General features: G+C 57.6%; 14 protein-coding genes. 8 read left to right on the top strand and 6 right to left on the bottom strand.

Features of this window, described 5'->3' with window-relative positions; translation table 11 throughout:
* Window positions 1-166: 166 nt before the first annotated feature.
* Together sfsA and thpR are read right to left on the bottom strand one after the other, a co-directional pair.
* Complete coding sequence (sfsA, locus tag OMR58_RS13665; RefSeq protein ID WP_264546200.1) at window positions 167-871, bottom strand: DNA/RNA nuclease SfsA; 705 nt, start codon at window positions 869-871, stop codon at window positions 167-169.
* Between the two features lie 9 nt (window positions 872-880).
* On the bottom strand, window positions 881-1,408 hold the full coding sequence (gene thpR, locus OMR58_RS13660) for an RNA 2',3'-cyclic phosphodiesterase (RefSeq protein WP_264546199.1): 528 nt from the start codon (window positions 1,406-1,408) through the stop codon (window positions 881-883).
* Window positions 1,409-1,484: 76 nt separating this feature from the next.
* Here thpR and hrpB point away from each other — a divergent pair, with 76 nt between their 5' ends.
* The 7 genes from hrpB (at window position 1,485) to fhuB (ending at window position 13,818) form a co-directional block, all read left to right on the top strand.
* On the top strand, window positions 1,485-3,926 hold the full coding sequence (gene hrpB / locus OMR58_RS13655) for an ATP-dependent helicase HrpB (protein ID WP_264546198.1): 2,442 nt from the start codon (window positions 1,485-1,487) through the stop codon (window positions 3,924-3,926).
* Between the two features lie 123 nt (window positions 3,927-4,049).
* Entirely contained in the window at window positions 4,050-6,611 is a 2,562-nt protein-coding gene (gene mrcB, locus OMR58_RS13650; RefSeq protein ID WP_264546290.1) for a bifunctional glycosyl transferase/transpeptidase, read from the top strand.
* Window positions 6,612-6,905: 294 nt separating this feature from the next.
* Entirely contained in the window at window positions 6,906-7,640 is a 735-nt protein-coding gene (locus OMR58_RS13645; protein ID WP_264546197.1) for an acid phosphatase, read from the top strand.
* Between the two features lie 248 nt (window positions 7,641-7,888).
* Window positions 7,889-10,108: a ferrichrome porin FhuA gene (gene fhuA / locus OMR58_RS13640; protein ID WP_264546196.1), complete on the top strand. Its 2,220-nt coding sequence runs from the start codon at window positions 7,889-7,891 to the stop codon at window positions 10,106-10,108.
* A 48-nt stretch (window positions 10,109-10,156) separates the two neighbouring features.
* The gene (fhuC, locus tag OMR58_RS13635; RefSeq protein WP_264546195.1) at window positions 10,157-10,951 is read left to right on the top strand and encodes a Fe3+-hydroxamate ABC transporter ATP-binding protein FhuC; all 795 of its coding nucleotides are present in this window, start codon (window positions 10,157-10,159) and stop codon (window positions 10,949-10,951) included.
* Between the two features lie 9 nt (window positions 10,952-10,960).
* Window positions 10,961-11,842, top strand: a complete 882-nt coding sequence (gene fhuD, locus OMR58_RS13630) for a Fe(3+)-hydroxamate ABC transporter substrate-binding protein FhuD (RefSeq protein WP_264546194.1) — start codon at window positions 10,961-10,963, stop codon at window positions 11,840-11,842.
* The gene (fhuB, locus tag OMR58_RS13625; RefSeq protein WP_444861318.1) at window positions 11,839-13,818 is read left to right on the top strand and encodes a Fe(3+)-hydroxamate ABC transporter permease FhuB; all 1,980 of its coding nucleotides are present in this window, start codon (window positions 11,839-11,841) and stop codon (window positions 13,816-13,818) included. Before fhuD ends, fhuB begins: the two co-directional genes overlap by 4 nt.
* Window positions 13,819-13,940: 122 nt before the next feature.
* On the opposite strand, the gene hemL is transcribed toward fhuB, so the two are convergent.
* Entirely contained in the window at window positions 13,941-15,221 is a 1,281-nt protein-coding gene (gene hemL, locus OMR58_RS13620; RefSeq protein WP_200545289.1) for a glutamate-1-semialdehyde 2,1-aminomutase, read from the bottom strand.
* 275 nt (window positions 15,222-15,496) lie between these two features.
* Here hemL and erpA point away from each other — a divergent pair, with 275 nt between their 5' ends.
* Window positions 15,497-15,841, top strand: a complete 345-nt coding sequence (gene erpA, locus OMR58_RS13615; protein WP_105595431.1) for an iron-sulfur cluster insertion protein ErpA — start codon at window positions 15,497-15,499, stop codon at window positions 15,839-15,841.
* Between the two features lie 74 nt (window positions 15,842-15,915).
* Here erpA and OMR58_RS13610 read toward each other — a convergent pair whose 3' ends face one another.
* From OMR58_RS13610 to mtnN, 3 genes are all read right to left on the bottom strand, one after another.
* On the bottom strand, window positions 15,916-16,173 hold the full coding sequence (locus OMR58_RS13610) for a hypothetical protein (RefSeq protein ID WP_200563058.1): 258 nt from the start codon (window positions 16,171-16,173) through the stop codon (window positions 15,916-15,918).
* Window positions 16,174-16,319: 146 nt separating this feature from the next.
* Window positions 16,320-17,114: a vitamin B12 ABC transporter substrate-binding protein BtuF gene (gene btuF / locus OMR58_RS13605; RefSeq protein ID WP_264546193.1), complete on the bottom strand. Its 795-nt coding sequence runs from the start codon at window positions 17,112-17,114 to the stop codon at window positions 16,320-16,322.
* The gene (mtnN, locus tag OMR58_RS13600; RefSeq protein WP_205066776.1) at window positions 17,107-17,805 is read right to left on the bottom strand and encodes a 5'-methylthioadenosine/S-adenosylhomocysteine nucleosidase; all 699 of its coding nucleotides are present in this window, start codon (window positions 17,803-17,805) and stop codon (window positions 17,107-17,109) included. Before mtnN ends, btuF begins: the two co-directional genes overlap by 8 nt.
* Window positions 17,806-17,890: the final 85 nt, after the last annotated feature.

Raw genomic sequence — 17,890 nt, 5'->3', positions numbered from 1 at the left:
GACTGTCGGGCATCGATCCCCCGGAGGGGAAAAAACAGGCCGCTATAAATAACAGAAGCGATTAAGGTTGGCAATTATTCCTGAACATGCCTTGACAAGCATGTGAGGAAGAGCGTATTTGGCCCCTTGCCGAAAGCGTGCTTATAACAGCAAATTGCGCCAATTTTTACAACTCTACCTTCAGGGGCCGAATCAGGCTTATCCCTTTGGGTGATAACTGCGCCTTATAGCAAAGCAGCTCAACGCCATTTTGCTGTGCCTGTACCAGTAGTTCTGCGTAGCGCGCATCAATGTGACTTGCGGGGGCAACGTCCTCAATCCCCGAGTGCAGAACGGCGAAAAACAGAACTGCCCGTTGGCCGGATTGCGCGATCTGGCTCAGCTCGCGCAGATGCTTCTGACCACGCGTGGTCACCGCGTCCGGGAAGTACCCTTTGCCCTGCTGTAACAACGTAACGGATTTGACTTCAATATAGCAGTTACGGCAACCCTCTGCCTGTAACAGGAAATCAATACGGCTGTTTTCGGCGCCGTATTTAACTTCAGGTTGCAGGCGGGTGTAACCGGATAATTCTGCAATCCGTCCTTCTTCCAATGCTTCACGTACTAACGTGTTAGCCCGCAGGGTATTAATGCATATCAACTCTCCGCTTTGCGTCCCGGTCAGCTCCCAGCTGTGGGGATACTTTCGTGTCAGACTGGCGGAGGTGGAATACCACACGGTATCCCCCGGTGTTGCGCAACCGGTCATCGCACCGGTATTGGCGCAGTGAATTGTCAGCGTCTCACCGTCGGGCGTTATCACATCGGCCAGAAAACGCTTATAGCGTTTAATCAGCGTTGCCGGTTGCAGAGCGGGACTGTATTCCATAGGAATTCCTTATTGAAGCGCCCAGTCCTTAATCTCCTTAATACGGGTTTTCCCGCGGGAGAAGTGTGACTGAAACAGCACAAAACGCCCGACGGGCAGCGACCAGCTAAAATGACGTGCTGGCAGCTTTACCGGCTGCGTAGCCTGGCGCAGTAATGTGACATGCGGATGAAAGGGTTGTGGCGATTGATAGCACCCGCTGCGGGCTGCCTGGGAACGCAGCAATTCTGCCAGCTGGAGCAGGCCCCGTGGTGCGTGGTGCGGCCCTAGCCAGATCGTTCCTGAACGCGGCCAGTGGCCGGCATCGTCCAGTGTCAGGGTGAATCCCGGCTGCCGAATGCGCCCGGCCAGTTGCATCAGCATCTGCGCTTTCTCATCGCTCACTTCACCCAGATACGCCAGCGTCAGATACAAGCTCTCGGCGGCAACGGGAAAACCGGCCTCACTGGGAAAGCTGTCGGCACGCCACTGGATAATCTGCTGCTTCACCTCACCCGGCAGATCGAGGCCGAAGAACAGCCGTTTAGATGCGCCCATCGCGTCCTCCGGTAAATTAAACCCGGGAATGCTACAATGCGCGGAAGATTAAGACCATGTTGTTATGGAGCTAAACGTGAGTTCATTACCGGTCAGTGCCATTTTGCCCGAGCTGCTGGTGGCGCTGGAATCCTTCCCTCAGGTCCTTCTGGCAGCCCCCACCGGTGCCGGGAAATCCACCTGGCTGCCGCTACAGATTTTAAAGCAGGCTTCCTTTAGCGGGCGCATTCTGCTGCTGGAGCCGCGCAGGCTGGCGGCACGCAACGTGGCGCAGCGGCTGGCGGAACAGCTGGGGCAGGAACCGGGTGGGATCGTCGGTTACCGCATGCGCGGCGAAAGCCGCAGCGGGCCGCAGACCCGGCTGGAGGTGGTGACGGAAGGGATCTTAACCCGCATGTTGCAGCAGGACCCGATGCTGGAAGGCGTGTCGCTGGTCATCCTTGATGAATTCCATGAACGCAGCCTGCAGGCCGATCTGGCCCTGGCGCTGCTGCTGGATGTGCAGCAGGGGCTGCGTGATGATCTGAAGGTGCTGATTATGTCGGCGACGCTGGATAACGCGGCGCTAAGCAAACGTCTGCCGCAGGCACCGATGATTGTGTCTGAAGGGCGATCGTATCCGGTGGACCGCCGTTACCAGCCGCTGGCGACGAATCAGCGTTTCGACGAGGCGGTAGCCCGGCAGACGGCGCAGCTGCTGCGTGAAGAACCGGGATCGCTGCTGCTGTTTTTGCCCGGCGTGGCGGAGATCCAGCGGGTGCAAACTCAACTGGCTGAGATGATCGCGGCCGATATCGATCTCTGCCCGCTTTACGGCGCGCTGCCGCTATCCGAGCAGCAAAGGGCGATCCTGCCCGCGGCGGAGGGGCGGCGTAAAGTCGTGCTGGCAACCAATATTGCCGAAACCAGCCTGACGATTGAAGGTATCCGGCTGGTGGTGGACAGCGCGCTGGAACGTAGTGCGCTGTTCGATGTGCGCACAGGCCTGACCCGTCTGCAAACCCAGCGCGTCAGCCAGGCTTCGATGACTCAGCGCGCAGGCCGCGCCGGGCGACTTGAACCCGGCATCTGTCTGCATCTGCTGGCGAAAGAGCAGGCGGAGCGCGCGGCGTCACACGGCGAACCGGAGATCCTGCACAGCGATCTCTCCGCCCTTTGGCTGGATCTGCTGCAGTGGGGCTGTCGTGATGCCGATCAGCTAAACTGGCTGGATCGTCCCCCCCAGACGGCTATTGACGCCGCCCGACAGCTTTTATGTCAGCTGGGCGTGGCGGACGACGGCGGACAGCTGACTACGCGCGGGCGTAAAATTGCTGCGCTGGGCAGCGAGCCGCGCTTCGGGGTGATGCTGGCGGCAGCGGGTGACAGTGCTGATGCCGTTGCCACCGCCGCGCAGCTGGTGGCGATGCTTGAAGATCCACCGCGAGGCAGTATCGATCTGCGCGACGGTTTTCATCGCCGTCTGCCGCACTGGCAGCGCCGGGCAAAGCAGCTCCAGCAGCGTGCGGGCATCAGCGGTGGCACAGTGGATGAGGAGCGCCTTGCTCCGCTGCTGGCTGCGGCTTTCCCGGACCGGATTGCCCGGCGTCGCGGCGATGGGGGGCGCTATCAGCTGGCAAACGGCAGCGGTGCCACGCTGGAAAATGATGAGGCGCTGACTCGCTACGAATGGCTGATTGTGCCAGCGCTGCTGCAAAGCGGCAGCCAGCCCGATGCGCGAATATTGCAGGCGCTGCCGGTCACGATTGACTCCCTGATCCGTGAGGTTCCGACGCTGGTACAGCAGCAAACGGAAGTGGAGTGGGACGAAGAAAAAGGCACGTTGCGCGCCTGGAAACGCGAGCAGATCGGCCAGCTGGTTCTTAAATCGCAGCCGCTGGCTAAGCCCGATGAGCAGGAACTGCATGCCGCCATGCTGCGCTGGGTGCGCGGCAAAGGGCTGAGCGTGCTGAACTGGACGCCGCAGGCCGAACAGCTGCGACTGCGGTTATTGTGTGCTGCGCAGTGGTTACCGGAGGCCGAGTGGCCCGGCGCGGATGAGGCCACGCTGCTGGCCTCGCTTGAACAGTGGCTGCTACCGGCGATGAGTGGCGTACGCGACGGTAAAGGACTGAAGCAGCTGGATGTGGTGGGTGCGCTCTTACAAATGTTGACATGGTCACAGCGTCAGCAACTGGATACTGTGTTGCCAACTCATTACACTGTGCCCACCGGAAGTCGGCTGCCGATCGTCTACCATGATGATAAGCCCCCGGTGCTGGCGGTGCGACTGCAGGAGATGTACGGCGAAGCGCAGAATCCCAGCGTTGCGCAGGGAAGAGTGCCGCTGGTGCTGGAGCTTTTATCTCCTGCGTATCGGCCGTTGCAGATCACGCGCGATTTGGCGGCCTTCTGGGCCGGAGCATACCGTGACGTGCAGAAAGAGATGAAAGGGCGCTATCCAAAGCATCTGTGGCCCGACGATCCCGCCAGCGCGCTCCCCACGCGGCGGGTTAAAAAATTTTCCAACCTGTCATAAGTCCCGGCTTTGTTTAGCTGGCATGACGGCCGCGCTATTTCGGAAGGTTCTTCTTCCGCAATAGCCAGAGTAAGACGAGAGTAGTCGGCGTTGCCGACGCCTGCCTCAGGAGAAATGAAACGAATGTCTGACGATCGCGAGCCTATCGGGCGCAAAGGTAAGCAGCCCAAGCCAACGCGGAAATCTGCGGGAAAAGGTCGCTACAGGGAAGAAGAGTATGACGAATATGACGATCAGGATGATGACCAGGAAGACGAGGAGGTAACCCCGGTGCCACGTAAGGGAAAAGGTAAACCACCGCGTAAAAAACGCCGTTGGCTAAGACTGCTGCTTAAACTGCTAGTGATCTTTATTGTGGCGATGGCCGCCTATGGCGTTTATCTCGATTCACAGATCCGCAGCCGTATTGATGGCAAAGTCTGGCAGCTGCCGGCCACGGTCTATGGTCGTATGGTCAGCCTTGAGCCGGGCATGTCCTACAACAAAAAAGAGATGATCGCTCTGCTGGAAGGCACGCAGTACCGCCAGGTTACGCGCATGACGCGCCCCGGTGAGTTTACCGTGCAGGCCAACAGTATTGAGATGATCCGCCGTCCGTTTGATTTCCCCGACAGTAAAGAGGGGCAGATCCGCGCACGTCTCAGCTTTATCGGCGACAGCCTGAGCGACATTAAAAACCTCGACAACGGCCGCAGCTTTGGTTTCTTCCGCCTCGATCCGCGGCTGATTACCATGCTGCAATCGCCGAACGGCGAACAGCGCCTGTTTGTTCCCCGTTCCGGTTTCCCTGACCTGCTGGTGGACACACTGGTGGCTACCGAGGACCGTCACTTCTATCAGCATGACGGCATCAGTTTCTACTCGATTGGCCGTGCGTTTCTTGCCAACATTACCGCCGGTCGCGCGGTACAGGGCGGCAGTACGCTGACCCAGCAGCTGGTGAAGAACCTGTTCCTGACCAACGAGCGCTCGCTGTGGCGTAAAGCTAACGAAGCCTATATGGCGCTGATTATGGATGCGCGCTACAGCAAGGATCGTATCCTTGAACTGTATCTGAACGAGGTTTACCTCGGTCAGGCGGGCAGCGATCAGATCCGTGGCTTCCCGCTGGCCAGCCTTTACTACTTCGGTCGTCCGGTTGATGAGCTGAGCCTCGATCAGCAGGCGCTGCTGGTGGGCATGGTGAAGGGCGCGTCGTTGTATAACCCGTGGCGCAATCCTAAGCTGGCGCTGGAGCGTCGTAACCTGGTGCTGCGTCTGCTACAGCAGCAAAACGTGATCGACCAGGAGCTCTACGACATGCTGAGTGCCCGTCCGCTGGGCGTGCAGCCGAAAGGTGGAGTGATCACGCCGCAGCCTGCATTTATGCAGATGGTACGTAACGAGCTGCAGGCGAAGCTGGGTGATAAGGTTAAAGATCTCTCCGGCGTGAAGATTTTCACCACCCTGGATTCGGTTTCGCAGGATGCGGCGGAGAAATCCGTTGAGGATGGTATCCCGGCGTTGCGTAAACAGCGTGGCCTGAACGATCTGGAAACCGCGATGGTGGTGGTCGATCGCTTCAGCGGTGAAGTGCGCGCAATGGTTGGCGGTGCCGATCCGCAGTTTGCCGGCTATAACCGTGCGCTTCAGGCGCGGCGTTCAATTGGTTCACTGGCGAAACCAGCGACCTATCTGACCGCGCTGAGCCAGCCGGATACCTACCGTTTGAACACGTGGATAGCCGATAATCCGATCTCGCTGAAGCAGCCTAACGGCCAGATCTGGCGTCCGCAGAACGACGATCGTCGTTTCAGCGGCCAGGTGATGCTGGTGGATGCGCTGACCAACTCGATGAACGTGCCGACGGTGAATCTGGGGATGACGCTGGGCCTGCCGCAGGTGGTGGATACCTGGACTAAGCTGGGCGTATCGAAAGATCAGCTACAGCCGGTTCCGGCCATGCTGCTGGGTGCGTTGAACCTGACGCCAGTTGAAGTCGCACAGGCTTTCCAGACGATTGCCAGCGGCGGTAACCGTGCTCCACTGTCGGCTTTACGCTCGGTGATTGCGGAAGACGGCACCGTGCTGTATCAGAGCTTCCCGCAGGCGGAGCGTACGATCAGCGCGCAGGCGGCTTACCTGACGCTCTATACCATGCAGCAGGTTGCCGATCATGGTACGGCGCGTGCGCTGGGTGCCAAATATCCGAAAGCGATGCTGGCAGGGAAAACCGGTACGACCAATAACCTGGTGGACAGCTGGTTTGCCGGGATCGACGGTAAAGAAGTGGCGATTACCTGGATTGGTCGTGATAACAACCAGCCGACCAAGCTGTATGGTGCCAGCGGTGCGATGCAGCTGTATCGCCGCTATCTGGAAAATCAGGCACCGATGCCGCTGCAGCTGACGCCTCCTGAGGACATCGCCCGAATGAACGTCGACTCTGCCGGTAACTTTGTTTGTGGCTCCGGCAGCAGCAGCTGGCGTTCACTGCCGGTATGGACCACCGACGCCGATGCGCTCTGTCAGCAGCAACAACAGCAGTTTGATCAGCAGCAGCAACAGCAGCATATGCTGCAGCAAAACAACAATCCTCAGCAGAATCCTCAGGGGCAGCCGCAGACTCAGCCGCAGCAGTCACAGGATCAGCAGAAGGATAGCGATGGTGTCGCTGGCTGGATTAAGGATATGTTTGGTCAGTAATTAACCTGAACATATCAGCGTAACCGGGGAGATAATCTCCCCGGAAATAAGGCGTACTTCGGCATATCAGTAAAAAATAAGACCCGAATTCGATATTGTTATCAATTCGGGTTTTTTATTCTTATGGGATTTGTGAATAATTAATTGTTTGTATTAACCATTTACTTTAACCTTGCGTGCTATTTAAACTTTTATTTTACATCCTTTTATAAAAACAGGATCGTAAGCGCATTTTTTAAACATCTGTTTCAGAGAGTATGTGAGCGCTGATTAATTTTATTAAAGGGATAATGCATGAAGCATAATTTAATAGTTTCCAGCTTGCTGTTTAGTGCTACGTTATTATCGACGACCGCCATTCAGGCAGCCGATCAACCGCAATTAAAGCCCGCTCCACTTCACGAAGAATCTTATACCGTCGACAGCCTTTACTACCTGCCACCGCCGCCGAAACAGGGGGATGCTGCCTTTGAAAATGACAAAGCGGCCTATCGTAACGGCTTCAAAATGAAGGGATCGGCACGCTGGAAGCAGGCGGCGGAAGATGCCGATCTTCACCTGGCAAATCAGGCTAAGGTCTGGTCGCAAGCGCTGGGTGTTAATATCAGCGAAACCAGCACGCCGAAGACCTGGAAGATGTTGGGAGAGCTGCTGGTGGTAGGGGCTGGTTATGCCAGCAACCGGGCGAAGCAGCATTACATGCGAGTGCGTCCGTTCGTGGTGTTTAATAACCCGACCTGCCGGCCCGCCGATGAAGCAGCGTTGCGAAAAAATGGTTCTTACCCTTCTGGCCATACCGCTTTTGGTACGTTGACGGCACTGGTATTCTCGCAGGCGAAGCCGGAGCGGGCAAAAGAGTTAATGAAAAAAGGCTATGAGTTTGGTCAAAGCCGGGTTATTTGCGGTGCCCACTGGCAGAGCGATGTCGATGCCGGACGTTATGTTGGTGCAACCGAATATGCACGCCTGCAAACGTTGCCTGAATTCGATAAACAAATAGAGCAGGTTAAAGCAGAACTTCATCAGTAAGTATCTTTAATCTATTTCCGGCAATATTATTGATTTGCTATAGATCTTATTTTTAACCTTACAAACAATAATCTCTTTTCTGGTTGCGTGAGCATTGCTTGCGCGGCCTTTTCTGCGTTTCAACAAGCCGATTTTTTCTTGCAGAACTTGCTTTGTTTCGCATATTATCTAATCCGTTATAATAATAATTCTCGTTTAGCTTCACATTTACCACTCACTCAATCACTCTTTGTTCAGAGAAAAGCAATATGGCCCATTCGCGCGATTTTTCATCAAATAATTCAATCATAAACACCCGTAAGCGTCAGCTGGCAATTTTTGTCGCCATGTCGCTGGCGGGAGTAGGCAATGCGATTGCCGCCGGTGAACAGACGATCACCGTAAGTGCTAATGCCGCGAATGGACCGCAGGAAAGTGCATGGGGACCTTCCCCGACGATTGCAGCAAAACGTTCTGCAACCGGGACGAAAACGGACACCGCACTTGAAAAGAACCCGCAGTCCGTTTCGGTGGTGACCAGCCAGGAAATCGAACTGCGCCAGCCGCAGTCGGTCAAAGAGGCCTTTGGCTACAGTGCGGGGGTGATGGTAGGCAACCGTGGTGCCTCTAACGTCATTGACGCTTTGTCTATTCGCGGCTTTAGCGAAACCAATACTAATCAGTATTTTAATGGCCTGAAGCTGCCCGCTGACTTCTATTCTGAATTTAGCATCGATCCTTACTTCCTGGAGCGCGCGGAGTTGCTGCGTGGTCCTACGTCCGTGCTTTACGGGCGCAGTAACCCTGGCGGAATTGTATCGATGATCAGCAAGCGTCCGACCACGGAAACGCTGCGTGAAGTGCAGTTCCAGATGGGCAGTAACAATCTTTATGCCACCGGTTTTGATTTTGGCGGCGCGCTGGATGACAACAACGAATTTTCCTACCGTCTGACCGGTAAAGCCAGCAGTGCCGACTCACAACAACAGATGAACAAAGAGAAGCGCTACACCATTGCGCCTTCGTTCAGCTGGCAGCCAGATGAGAAAACGAACTTCACCTTCCTCAGCTATTTCCAGAACGAGCCGGAAACCGGCTACTACGGCTGGCTGCCGCGTGAAGGGACGGTGGTTCCGCTGATCGACGCCAATGGCAATCAGCACAAGCTGTCGACCGATTTTGATGACGGTGACGGGAAAAATAAAATTTCCCGCAAGCAGCAGATGGTGGGTTACAGTTTTGACCACGAATTTAATGACACCTGGACCGTGCGCCAGAATCTGCGTTATGCGAAAGTGCAAACTGATTACCGCAGCCTGTACGGTTACGGTGTGATACCGGGTACCACAACCCTGCAGCGCTCGACCGCTGTCTCTGATGAAGATCTGAGTTCGTTCGCTGTTGACACCCAGGCACAGGCGAAATTCGCTACCGGTGCGGTGGATCACACTCTGCTGCTGGGCGTGGACTTCCAGCGTATGCATAACGATATCAATGCTGGCTTCGGTTACCTCGCGGGTTCTTCTCTTGATCTGCTCAACCCGCAGTACAGCGAAGATGCTATGGTCACCACTTATCCGAATAGCGTGGTTGATAAGCAGCAGCAGACAGGTTTGTATGCGCAAGATCAGATTGAATGGGATCGTTGGGTCCTCACGCTGGGCGGTCGTTACGACTATGCGATGACCTCCGTTTACAACCGCAATGCTGCCGCCGGAACCGATCCGCTGGATAAACGCAACGACCAGGCCTTTACCTGGCGTGGCGGCGTAAACTACGTCTTTGATAACGGTATTGCGCCTTACTTCAGCTACAGCGAATCCTTCATTCCAACGTCAGGTAAGTCCTATACCTCTCAGGCATTTGAACCTTCCCGCGCTAAGCAGTACGAAGCAGGCGTGAAGTTTGTGCCGAAGGATCGTCCGATCATTATGACCGCAGCTGTTTATGAGCTGACCAAAACCAAAAACCTGACCGCTGATGCCGATCACCCTGGTTACAGCACTATGGGCGGCGAAATTCGCTCACGTGGCATTGAGTTGGAGGCCAAAGCAGCGGTTAATGCCAATATCAATGTGTTGGCGTCCTATAGCTTTACCGATGCAAAGTACACCAAGGATTCCGAGCTTCAGGGCCAGCGCCCGGTGCAGGTGCCAAGAAATATGGCTTCCCTGTGGGCTGATTACACCTTCCATGAAACCGCTCTCAGCGGCCTGACCATCGGCAGCGGCATTCGCTACGTGGGTAATAGCGTGGGTCAGTACAGCACCGGAACCGATATCAATAAAAACTTCAGCGTGGCCTCCTACTCGGTGGTTGATGCGGCGGTGAAATACGATCTGGGTCGCTTCGGCCTGCCGGGTTCTTCCGTGGGTGTGAACATCAACAACCTGTTCGATCGTGAATATGTTGCCAGCTGCTACCGCGACTATGCCTGCTACTGGGGCGCAGATCGTCAAATCATTGGTACGGCTACCTTCCGCTTCTAAATGTCTAACCGGGCGCGGTTCGCCGCGCCCGCCAATCAGAAGATCGCTATGCAACCTCAGCACGCTACAGAAACGACTTTCTCTCTCGATAATGTCAGTTTTACCGTTCCAGGCCGGACGCTGCTTCAGCCGCTGTCTCTGACCTTTCCTGCCGGAAAAGTCTGTGGGCTGATTGGCCACAACGGTTCCGGTAAATCCACCCTGCTTAAAATGCTCGGCCGCCATCATGCGGCAACGGCGGGGCAGGTGATGCTCAACGATCGCCCGGTGGCGGACTGGCAGAACAAAGCCTTCGCCCGTGAAGTTGCCTACCTGCCGCAGCAGCTGCCTGCCGCTGAAGGGATGACGGTGCGCGAGCTGGTGGCAATTGGCCGCTACCCGTGGCACGGTGCGTTAGGTCGCTACGGTATTGAAGACCGCGAACGCGTGGATGAAGCCATTGCGCTGGTCGGCCTGAAGCCGTTTGCCCAGCGACTGGTGGACAGCCTCTCCGGAGGAGAACGCCAGCGTGCGTGGATTGCCATGCTGGTGGCGCAGAACAGCCGCTGCCTGCTGCTGGATGAACCGACTTCCGCACTGGATATTGCCCATCAGGTTGAAGTGCTGGCGCTGATCCAACGCCTCAGCCGCGAGCGTGGTCTGACGGTGATTGCCGTGCTGCACGATATTAATATGGCTGCCCGCTACTGCGACCACCTGGTGGCGCTGCGCGGTGGTGAAATGATTGCTCAGGGCGATCCCGAAGCGATTATGGATGGCGATGTGCTGCAGGAAATTTACGGTATTCCGATGGGGATATTGCCGCATCCGCAGGGTGGGGCACCGGTAAGCTTTGTTTACTAAGGATTGATTGTGACCCCGGATATCACACGCCGCCGTCTGCTGACGGCGCTCGCTTTTTCTCCGCTGCTCGCCCATCTTCCCGCTATTGCCCAGCTACCGACCGAAGAGCGGATTATCGCGCTGGAGTGGCTGCCGCTGGAGCTGTTGATGGCGCTGGGCGTAACGCCAATGGGCGCCGCTGAACTGTTTAATTACCGCCAGTGGGTCGGCAAGCCGGAGCTGCCGTCTTCCGTTGTTGATGTCGGGCTACGTACCGAACCTAATCTTGAACTGCTCACCCAGATGCGGCCGTCGCTGATCCTCTATTCTCAGGGCTACGGTCCCGATCCGGCCCGCTTTGAGCGCATCGCGCCGGGCATGGGGTTTTCTTTTAACGATGGCAAAGGTAAACCGCTGAGCGCCGCCCGCGACTCGCTAATGGCGCTGGCTAAACGTATTCATCGCGTGCCGCAGGCGGAGGCGCATCTGGCCGAACTGGATGCGTTGATCCTGCGGGTGAAAACCCGTCTGGCGGCACGACCGCAGCGACCGCTGCTGCTGATGTCTATCTTCGACGCACGCCATGCCATTGTGTTCAGCGCGAACGGTCTGTTCCAGCAGGTGATGGACGATCTGGGGCTGGTTAATGCCTGGAAAGGGGAGACGACTTTCTGGGGCAGCGTGGTGGTCGGCATTGAACGCCTGGCCAATATGCACGATGTTGAGGCGATTAACTTTGAGCACGACAACCAGAATATTATCGACCAGGTGACGTCCGCTTCGCTCTGGCAGTCGCTGCCGTTTGTCCGCGAGGGCCGTTTCCGCCAGGTGCCACGCGTGTGGTTCTACGGCGCAACGCTGTCGGCTATTCAGCTGATCCATACTCTTGACAGCGCGCTGGGGGAAAAATGATCAAAACGTATCGCCTGCCCATTTTCCTGCTGCTGCTGCTGTTTGTTTCCGCGCTGCTGCTGACCCTCAGTAACTTTACGCATCATCTGCCGAGGGATCAGTGGCTGCTGGCGCTGCGTTCTCCGGATTCCGATAACATTCAGCAAATGGTGTTCCACCACAGTCTGCTGTCGCGCCTTGTGCTGTCGCTGCTGGTCGGTGCCGGGCTGGGGCTGGTCGGCCTGCTGTTCCAGCAGGTGTTGCGCAACCCGCTGGCGGAGCCGACCACGCTTGGCGTGGCTAGCGGTGCCCAGCTCGGTATCACTGTGGCTACGCTCTGGAGCCTGCCCGGTGGATTAGTCACCCAGCAGCTGGCGGCGACCATCGGAGCGGTGGCTATCGGTCTGCTGGTGTTTGGCGTGGCGTGGGGTAAACGCATGTCGCCGGTGACGCTAATCCTCGCCGGGCTGGTGCTGTCGCTCTACTGCGGTGCGGTAAACCAGATTTTCGCCATCTTTAATCACGATCAGCTGCAAAACATGTTCCTGTGGAGCACCGGTTCGCTGAATCAGATGGACTGGAGCAACGTCAGCTTTATCTGGCCGCGCCTGTTAGCCGGTGTGGTACTGACGCTGCTGATGCTGCGGCCGATGACCCTGATGGGGCTGGACGACGGCGTGGCGAAAAACCTCGGGCTGGGGCTGTCGCTGGCGCGTTTTGCCGTGCTGGCGATCGCCATTCTGATCAGCGCCTCGCTGGTGAATGCTGCCGGGATTATCGGCTTTATCGGGCTGTTCTCTCCGCTGCTGGCGAAGATGCTCGGCTTCCGTCGTCTGTTCAGCCGTCTGCTGCTGGCACCGCTGATCGGCGCGCTGCTGCTGTGGCTGGCGGACCAGTGCGTGCTGTGGCTGACCGATCGGCTGGGGGAAATCTCTACCGGAACGGTAACGGCGGTAATCGGTGCACCGCTGTTGCTGTGGCTGCTGCCGCGCCTGCGGACCGGCGGCAGCGGTCCGGCGATGAACTTTGGCGATCGCGTGCCGGCGGAACGGCAGAACGTGCTGCTCTGGTCGCTGTGCGGCGGCGGAGTCATGCTGGTGCTGGCGGCGATCGCGCTGAGCTTTGGCCGCAATGCCGATGGCTGGGTATGGGCAACAGGTGACCTCTGGCAGCAGCTGCTGCCGTGGCGTGGCCCAAGGCTGGTAGCCGCGCTGGCCACCGGGATGATGCTCGGCGTGGCGGGTTGTATGGTGCAGCGCCTGACGGGGAATGCGATGGCCAGCCCGGAAGTGCTGGGCATCAGCTCCGGTGCCGCCTTCGGCGTGGTGATCATGCTGTTTATCGTGCCCGGTGATGCATTTGGCTGGCTGCTGCCTGCGGGTACGCTGGGTGCAGCGGTGACGCTGCTGATCATTTCGATTGCTGCCGGGCGGGGGGGCTTCTCGCCGGAACGTATGCTGCTGGCGGGGATGGCGCTGAGTACCGCCTTTACCACCATCACCATGCTGCTGCTGGCCAGCGGCGATCCGCGGATGGCCAGCCTGCTGACCTGGATGGCGGGATCGACCTACAAAATCGACGCCCCGCAGGCGCTGCGCACGGTGATCATCGCCGTGGTGCTGATTGCGCTGGTGCCGCTCTGCCGTCGCTGGCTGACCGTGCTGCCGCTGGGCGGCATGACGGCGAAAGCGGTAGGCATGGCGCTGACGCCTTCGCGGCTGGCCCTGCTGCTGCTGGCGGCCTGTCTGACCGCTGCCGCGACGTTAACCATTGGTCCGCTGAGTTTTGTCGGGCTGATGGCGCCGCATATGGCGCGTATGCTCGGCTTCCGCCGCGCACTACCGCAGCAAGTGATGGCTGCGCTGTTGGGCGGTGGCCTGATGGTTGCGGCCGACTGGTGCGGGCGTATGCTGGCCTTCCCCAATCAGATCCCGGCGGGGCTGTTGGCGACATTTATCGGTGCGCCGTACTTTGTTTATCTGCTACGGAAGTCGTGATGAAAAAGACGAACCCCATCTGAAAAATGGGGGGGCATCATCAATATGAACGGGGCGAAAGCCCCGTTTTTTATACTGTGGTCAGCGACAGATGGCCGCCGACGCGATGCGAGGGAGCGTGATTACAGCTTAGCGAAACTGCGGCGTGCAGCAGAAATCGTGCGCTGGATATCCTCTTTACTGTGTGCGAGGGACATAAAGCCGGCCTCAAACGCTGAAGGCGCGAAATACACCCCTTCTTCCAGCATCAGGTGGAAGAAGCGCTTAAATCGTTCCACATCGCATTTTGTCACGTCTGCGTAGCTGGTGACGGTCTTTGCATCGGTAAAGAACAGGCCGAACATACCGCCGACGTGGTTCACCACCAGCGGGATATTTTCCGCCGCGGCGGCTTCCAGCAGGCCTTCCGCCAGTTCAGTCGTCAGGTCGGTCAGCGTGGCATGGGTACCCGGCTGAGAGATTTCGGTCAGGCAGGCGTATCCTGCCGCCATCGCAATCGGGTTGCCGGAAAGCGTGCCCGCCTGGTAAACCGGACCGACCGGCGCCAGCGCATCCATCACTTCACGACGACCGCCGAACGCGCCCACCGGCATGCCGCCGCCGATGATTTTGCCCAGGCATGTCAGATCTGGCTCAACGTCGTAGTAAGCCTGCGCACCCGCCAGCGCCACGCGGAAACCGGTCATCACTTCATCGATAATCAGCAGCGCGCCGAACTCATCGCACAGTGCGCGCAGACCCGGCAGGAATTCCGGCAGCGGTGGGATACAGTTCATATTCCCGGCCACTGGCTCAACGATGATACAGGCGATATCTTCCGGGTACTGCTCGAAGGCGGCACGTACGCTGTCGAGATCGTTATAGGTGCAGGTCAGCGTATGTTTGGCGAAATCGGCCGGGACACCCGGAGAGTTCGGCTGGCCGAGGGTCAGCGCGCCGGAGCCGGCTTTCACCAGCAGGCAGTCGGCGTGGCCATGGTAGCAGCCTTCAAATTTGATGATTTTATCGCGGTGGGTGAAGCCGCGCGCCAGGCGAATGGCGCTCATGGTGGCTTCGGTTCCCGAGTTAACCATGCGCACCGTATCCATGGTCGGCACCAGTTCGGTGACCAGCTGCGCCATTTTCACTTCCATCTCGGTTGGCGCACCGAAGCTGAGGCCGCGCTCGGCCGCCTCGATCACCGCATTGCGAATAGCGGGATGGTTGTGACCGAGAACCATTGGCCCCCAGGAACCGACGTAGTCGATATAGGCTTTGCCGTCGGCGTCATACAGCCAGGCACCGTCGGCGCGTTCAATGAAGAGCGGCACGCCGCCGACGCCGGTAAAGGCTCGCACCGGCGAATTCACGCCGCCGGGGATGAATTGCTGCGCCTGAGCGTACAGGTTTTCAGACTTACTCATGGAACCGCTCCTGATTATTCATTAAAAAAACCCGTCTATTCTAAGTGAACACCTGCGCGAAACGAAAGGCAGAAAAAATTAACTCAGAGACTGCGCTTGTATTCCACACTATCTGCCCACACTCTGAGTACGGTAGGGCAGCAGATAGGGATCACCGCACGGGGTGGTACAGCCATAACTTGATTGCTACCCCTGCGTATAAGATAATAGCCATAACAATGGTCGAATAATGACCTGTCAGGCAAATGGCCTGAGTGCATCCTGGAGTATTTTAAATGAGCGACGACGTAGCCGTACCCCTGCAGTTTACCGAAGCAGCGGCCAGTAAAGTGAAGAATCTGATTTCCGATGAGAACAACCCGGATCTGAAACTGCGCGTGTATATCACCGGTGGTGGTTGCAGCGGTTTCCAGTACGGCTTCACTTTTGACGATAAAATTAACGACGGTGACATGACTATCGAGAAAGCGGGCGTAGCGCTGGTTGTCGACCCGATGAGCCTGCAGTATCTGGTCGGCGGCGCGGTGGACTATACCGAAGGGCTGGAAGGTTCGCGCTTTATTGTGACCAACCCGAATGCGAAAACCACCTGCGGCTGCGGTTCCTCCTTCAGCATCTGATTGCTTCTCTTCTGAGATTACCCTGGCCTGCACGGTAAGGGTAATCACCCGGCACAGCGGTGCCGGGCAGGGCTTTACCATTCAACGGTGATGAGCCTTTTTTCCAGATCGGTTTCCGTTTTTGGGCTGAGAATCGCCTCGGTGATTTTCGGCTGAACGTCGTTGCGCGTTCCGCAGGCGACGGTGGGCAGGTGTGAGGTGGCTGACATACTGCCATTAACCTGGCACGGTGGTGCAATGATGGTGAGTTGCACACCAATGGTGCCGCTGGTCGCAGCCACACAGGTATGCGCCGCCATTATCAGTCCCAGAGACAGATAAACGGTTTTCATGATCTGATTTTCCTGATGTTTCAATAAGGCCTGTTGGCCAAAATCAGGTAGCTTGTGCGGCTGCACGGCTACCGTATTTCTTCTTCACGCTACTGGCCAAAAAGCGGCATTCAGTGCGCGATTCTTAACTGCGTTATGGGTATTTCTTACTTTCTGTCGGGCTGTAACTGGGCGCAAAGCTGCCGCGCGGCCAGAATGATGCGCGGCCCGGCCCGGCTGAACCAGTCGTCGTTGACCGTATAGACCGGAACCTTAAGCTGTGGTTGCCAGAACTGCTCAACCGTTACGGCACGCGCTGCATCACCCGGCATCACGATGGCCTGCGGCTGACGCACCAGCACCTGCTCACGGCTGACCTGCGGCCAGGGCACGCGGCTGTCGGAAAAAATATTCTCTCCGCCGCACAGCCCGAGCACTTCGTTTTGCAGCGTATTATCCGCTGCGGTAAACAGCGGCTTCATACCGAACTGCAAAAACACCCGCTTACGCTGCGGCTGGCGATAGCGCTGCTGAAGATCGTCGAACTGCTGCTGAAGTGTGGCAGCGGCCAGCTCTGCCTGCTGCGGCTGCGGGCTGTACTCCGCAAGCTGACGCAGGGTAGCAATAAGCTGTTCGATGGAGTCCGGGGCCAGCCACAACACCTTCACGCCCAGCGACTGGAGCTGCTCGATCTGGCGCGGTGATGTTCCTCCGCGCCAGGCGATAACCAGATCGGGCTTCAGGCTCAGCAGCTTTTCGGTATTGATCCCCTGCCAGTTGGCCACGTGAACAATACTTTTTGCCACCGCAGGATAATCCGAATAGTCGCTCACGCCGACCGGCGTGATGCCAGCAGCAAACGCCAGTTCGGTAAGATTGGGGGCCAGTGTGACCACCCGCTGCGGTGCCGCTGCTGCGGAAAAGGTCAGCCACAGCAGCAGGGCGATGAGGCCTTTAGCCATTGGCCAGCTGGGCCAGCAGCGTTTCAACCATCAGGGAAGACTGCGTAGCGGCAACGGCCAGGAATTCTTCAAAGCTGAGGTGAGATTCCTGGTCTGCCACGTCGGAGATCGCGCGGACGACTACAAACGGCGTGCCGAACTGATGACACACGTGGCCGATTGCCGTGGCCTCCATCTCGACGGCGATCGCCTGCGGGAAGGTGCCACGAATGCGCGCCAGCGGCTCTGCACCGTTGATAAAGGCGTCGCCGCTAACCACCAGGCCGCGTACCGCATTCAGCTGCAGATCGCTGATGCACTGTTCTGCCGCCGCAATCAGCTTGTCGTCGGCTTTAAACGCAGCCGGGCAGCCGGCCATCTGGCCCGGCTCGTAGCCGAAGGCGGTAACGTCGGCATCGTGATAGCGCACTTCATCGGAAACGACGATATCACCGACTTTCAGCGACGGGGCCAGGCCACCGGCAGAACCGGTGTTAATAATGAAGTCGGGTTTACACAGTTCCAGCAGCAGCGTGGTGCCCAGCGCGGCGGAGACTTTACCAATGCCGGATTTCAGCAGGGCCACCTCGACGCCGTTTAACGTACCGGTATAGATTTCGCAGCCTGCCAGCGTGAGCGTTTGACGGTTTTCAATCTTGTCACGCAGCAGCGTCACTTCCTGTTCCATTGCACCAATAATGCCTGCTTTCATGGGGATACTCGCTATTTCAGTGGAATTTTTCGTGGTTTTCGGCGCATAGTCTATCATGGCAACATGACGGAAATAACAGGGAACT

This window comes from Erwinia sp. INIA01 (genome assembly GCF_025947915.1).
Lineage (GTDB): Bacteria > Pseudomonadota > Gammaproteobacteria > Enterobacterales > Enterobacteriaceae > Erwinia > Erwinia coffeiphila.
This window is presented reverse-complemented; position numbering and strand designations above follow the sequence as displayed.

Excerpts from the sequence above, each read along its gene's own strand:
- sfsA (WP_264546200.1), bottom strand. The coding sequence starts at position 871 with ATGGAATACAGTCCCGCTCTGCAACCGGCAACGCTGATTAAACGCTAT.
- thpR (WP_264546199.1), bottom strand. The coding sequence starts at position 1,408 with ATGGGCGCATCTAAACGGCTGTTCTTCGGCCTCGATCTGCCGGGTGAG.
- mrcB (WP_264546290.1), top strand. The coding sequence starts at position 4,050 with ATGTCTGACGATCGCGAGCCTATCGGGCGCAAAGGTAAGCAGCCCAAG.
- OMR58_RS13645 (WP_264546197.1), top strand. The coding sequence starts at position 6,906 with ATGAAGCATAATTTAATAGTTTCCAGCTTGCTGTTTAGTGCTACGTTA.
- fhuA (WP_264546196.1), top strand. The coding sequence starts at position 7,889 with ATGGCCCATTCGCGCGATTTTTCATCAAATAATTCAATCATAAACACC.
- fhuC (WP_264546195.1), top strand. The coding sequence starts at position 10,157 with ATGCAACCTCAGCACGCTACAGAAACGACTTTCTCTCTCGATAATGTC.
- fhuB (WP_444861318.1), top strand. The coding sequence starts at position 11,839 with ATGATCAAAACGTATCGCCTGCCCATTTTCCTGCTGCTGCTGCTGTTT.
- hemL (WP_200545289.1), bottom strand. The coding sequence starts at position 15,221 with ATGAGTAAGTCTGAAAACCTGTACGCTCAGGCGCAGCAATTCATCCCC.
- erpA (WP_105595431.1), top strand. The coding sequence starts at position 15,497 with ATGAGCGACGACGTAGCCGTACCCCTGCAGTTTACCGAAGCAGCGGCC.
- OMR58_RS13610 (WP_200563058.1), bottom strand. The coding sequence starts at position 16,173 with ATGAAAACCGTTTATCTGTCTCTGGGACTGATAATGGCGGCGCATACC.
- btuF (WP_264546193.1), bottom strand. The coding sequence starts at position 17,114 with ATGGCTAAAGGCCTCATCGCCCTGCTGCTGTGGCTGACCTTTTCCGCA.
- mtnN (WP_205066776.1), bottom strand. The coding sequence starts at position 17,805 with ATGAAAGCAGGCATTATTGGTGCAATGGAACAGGAAGTGACGCTGCTG.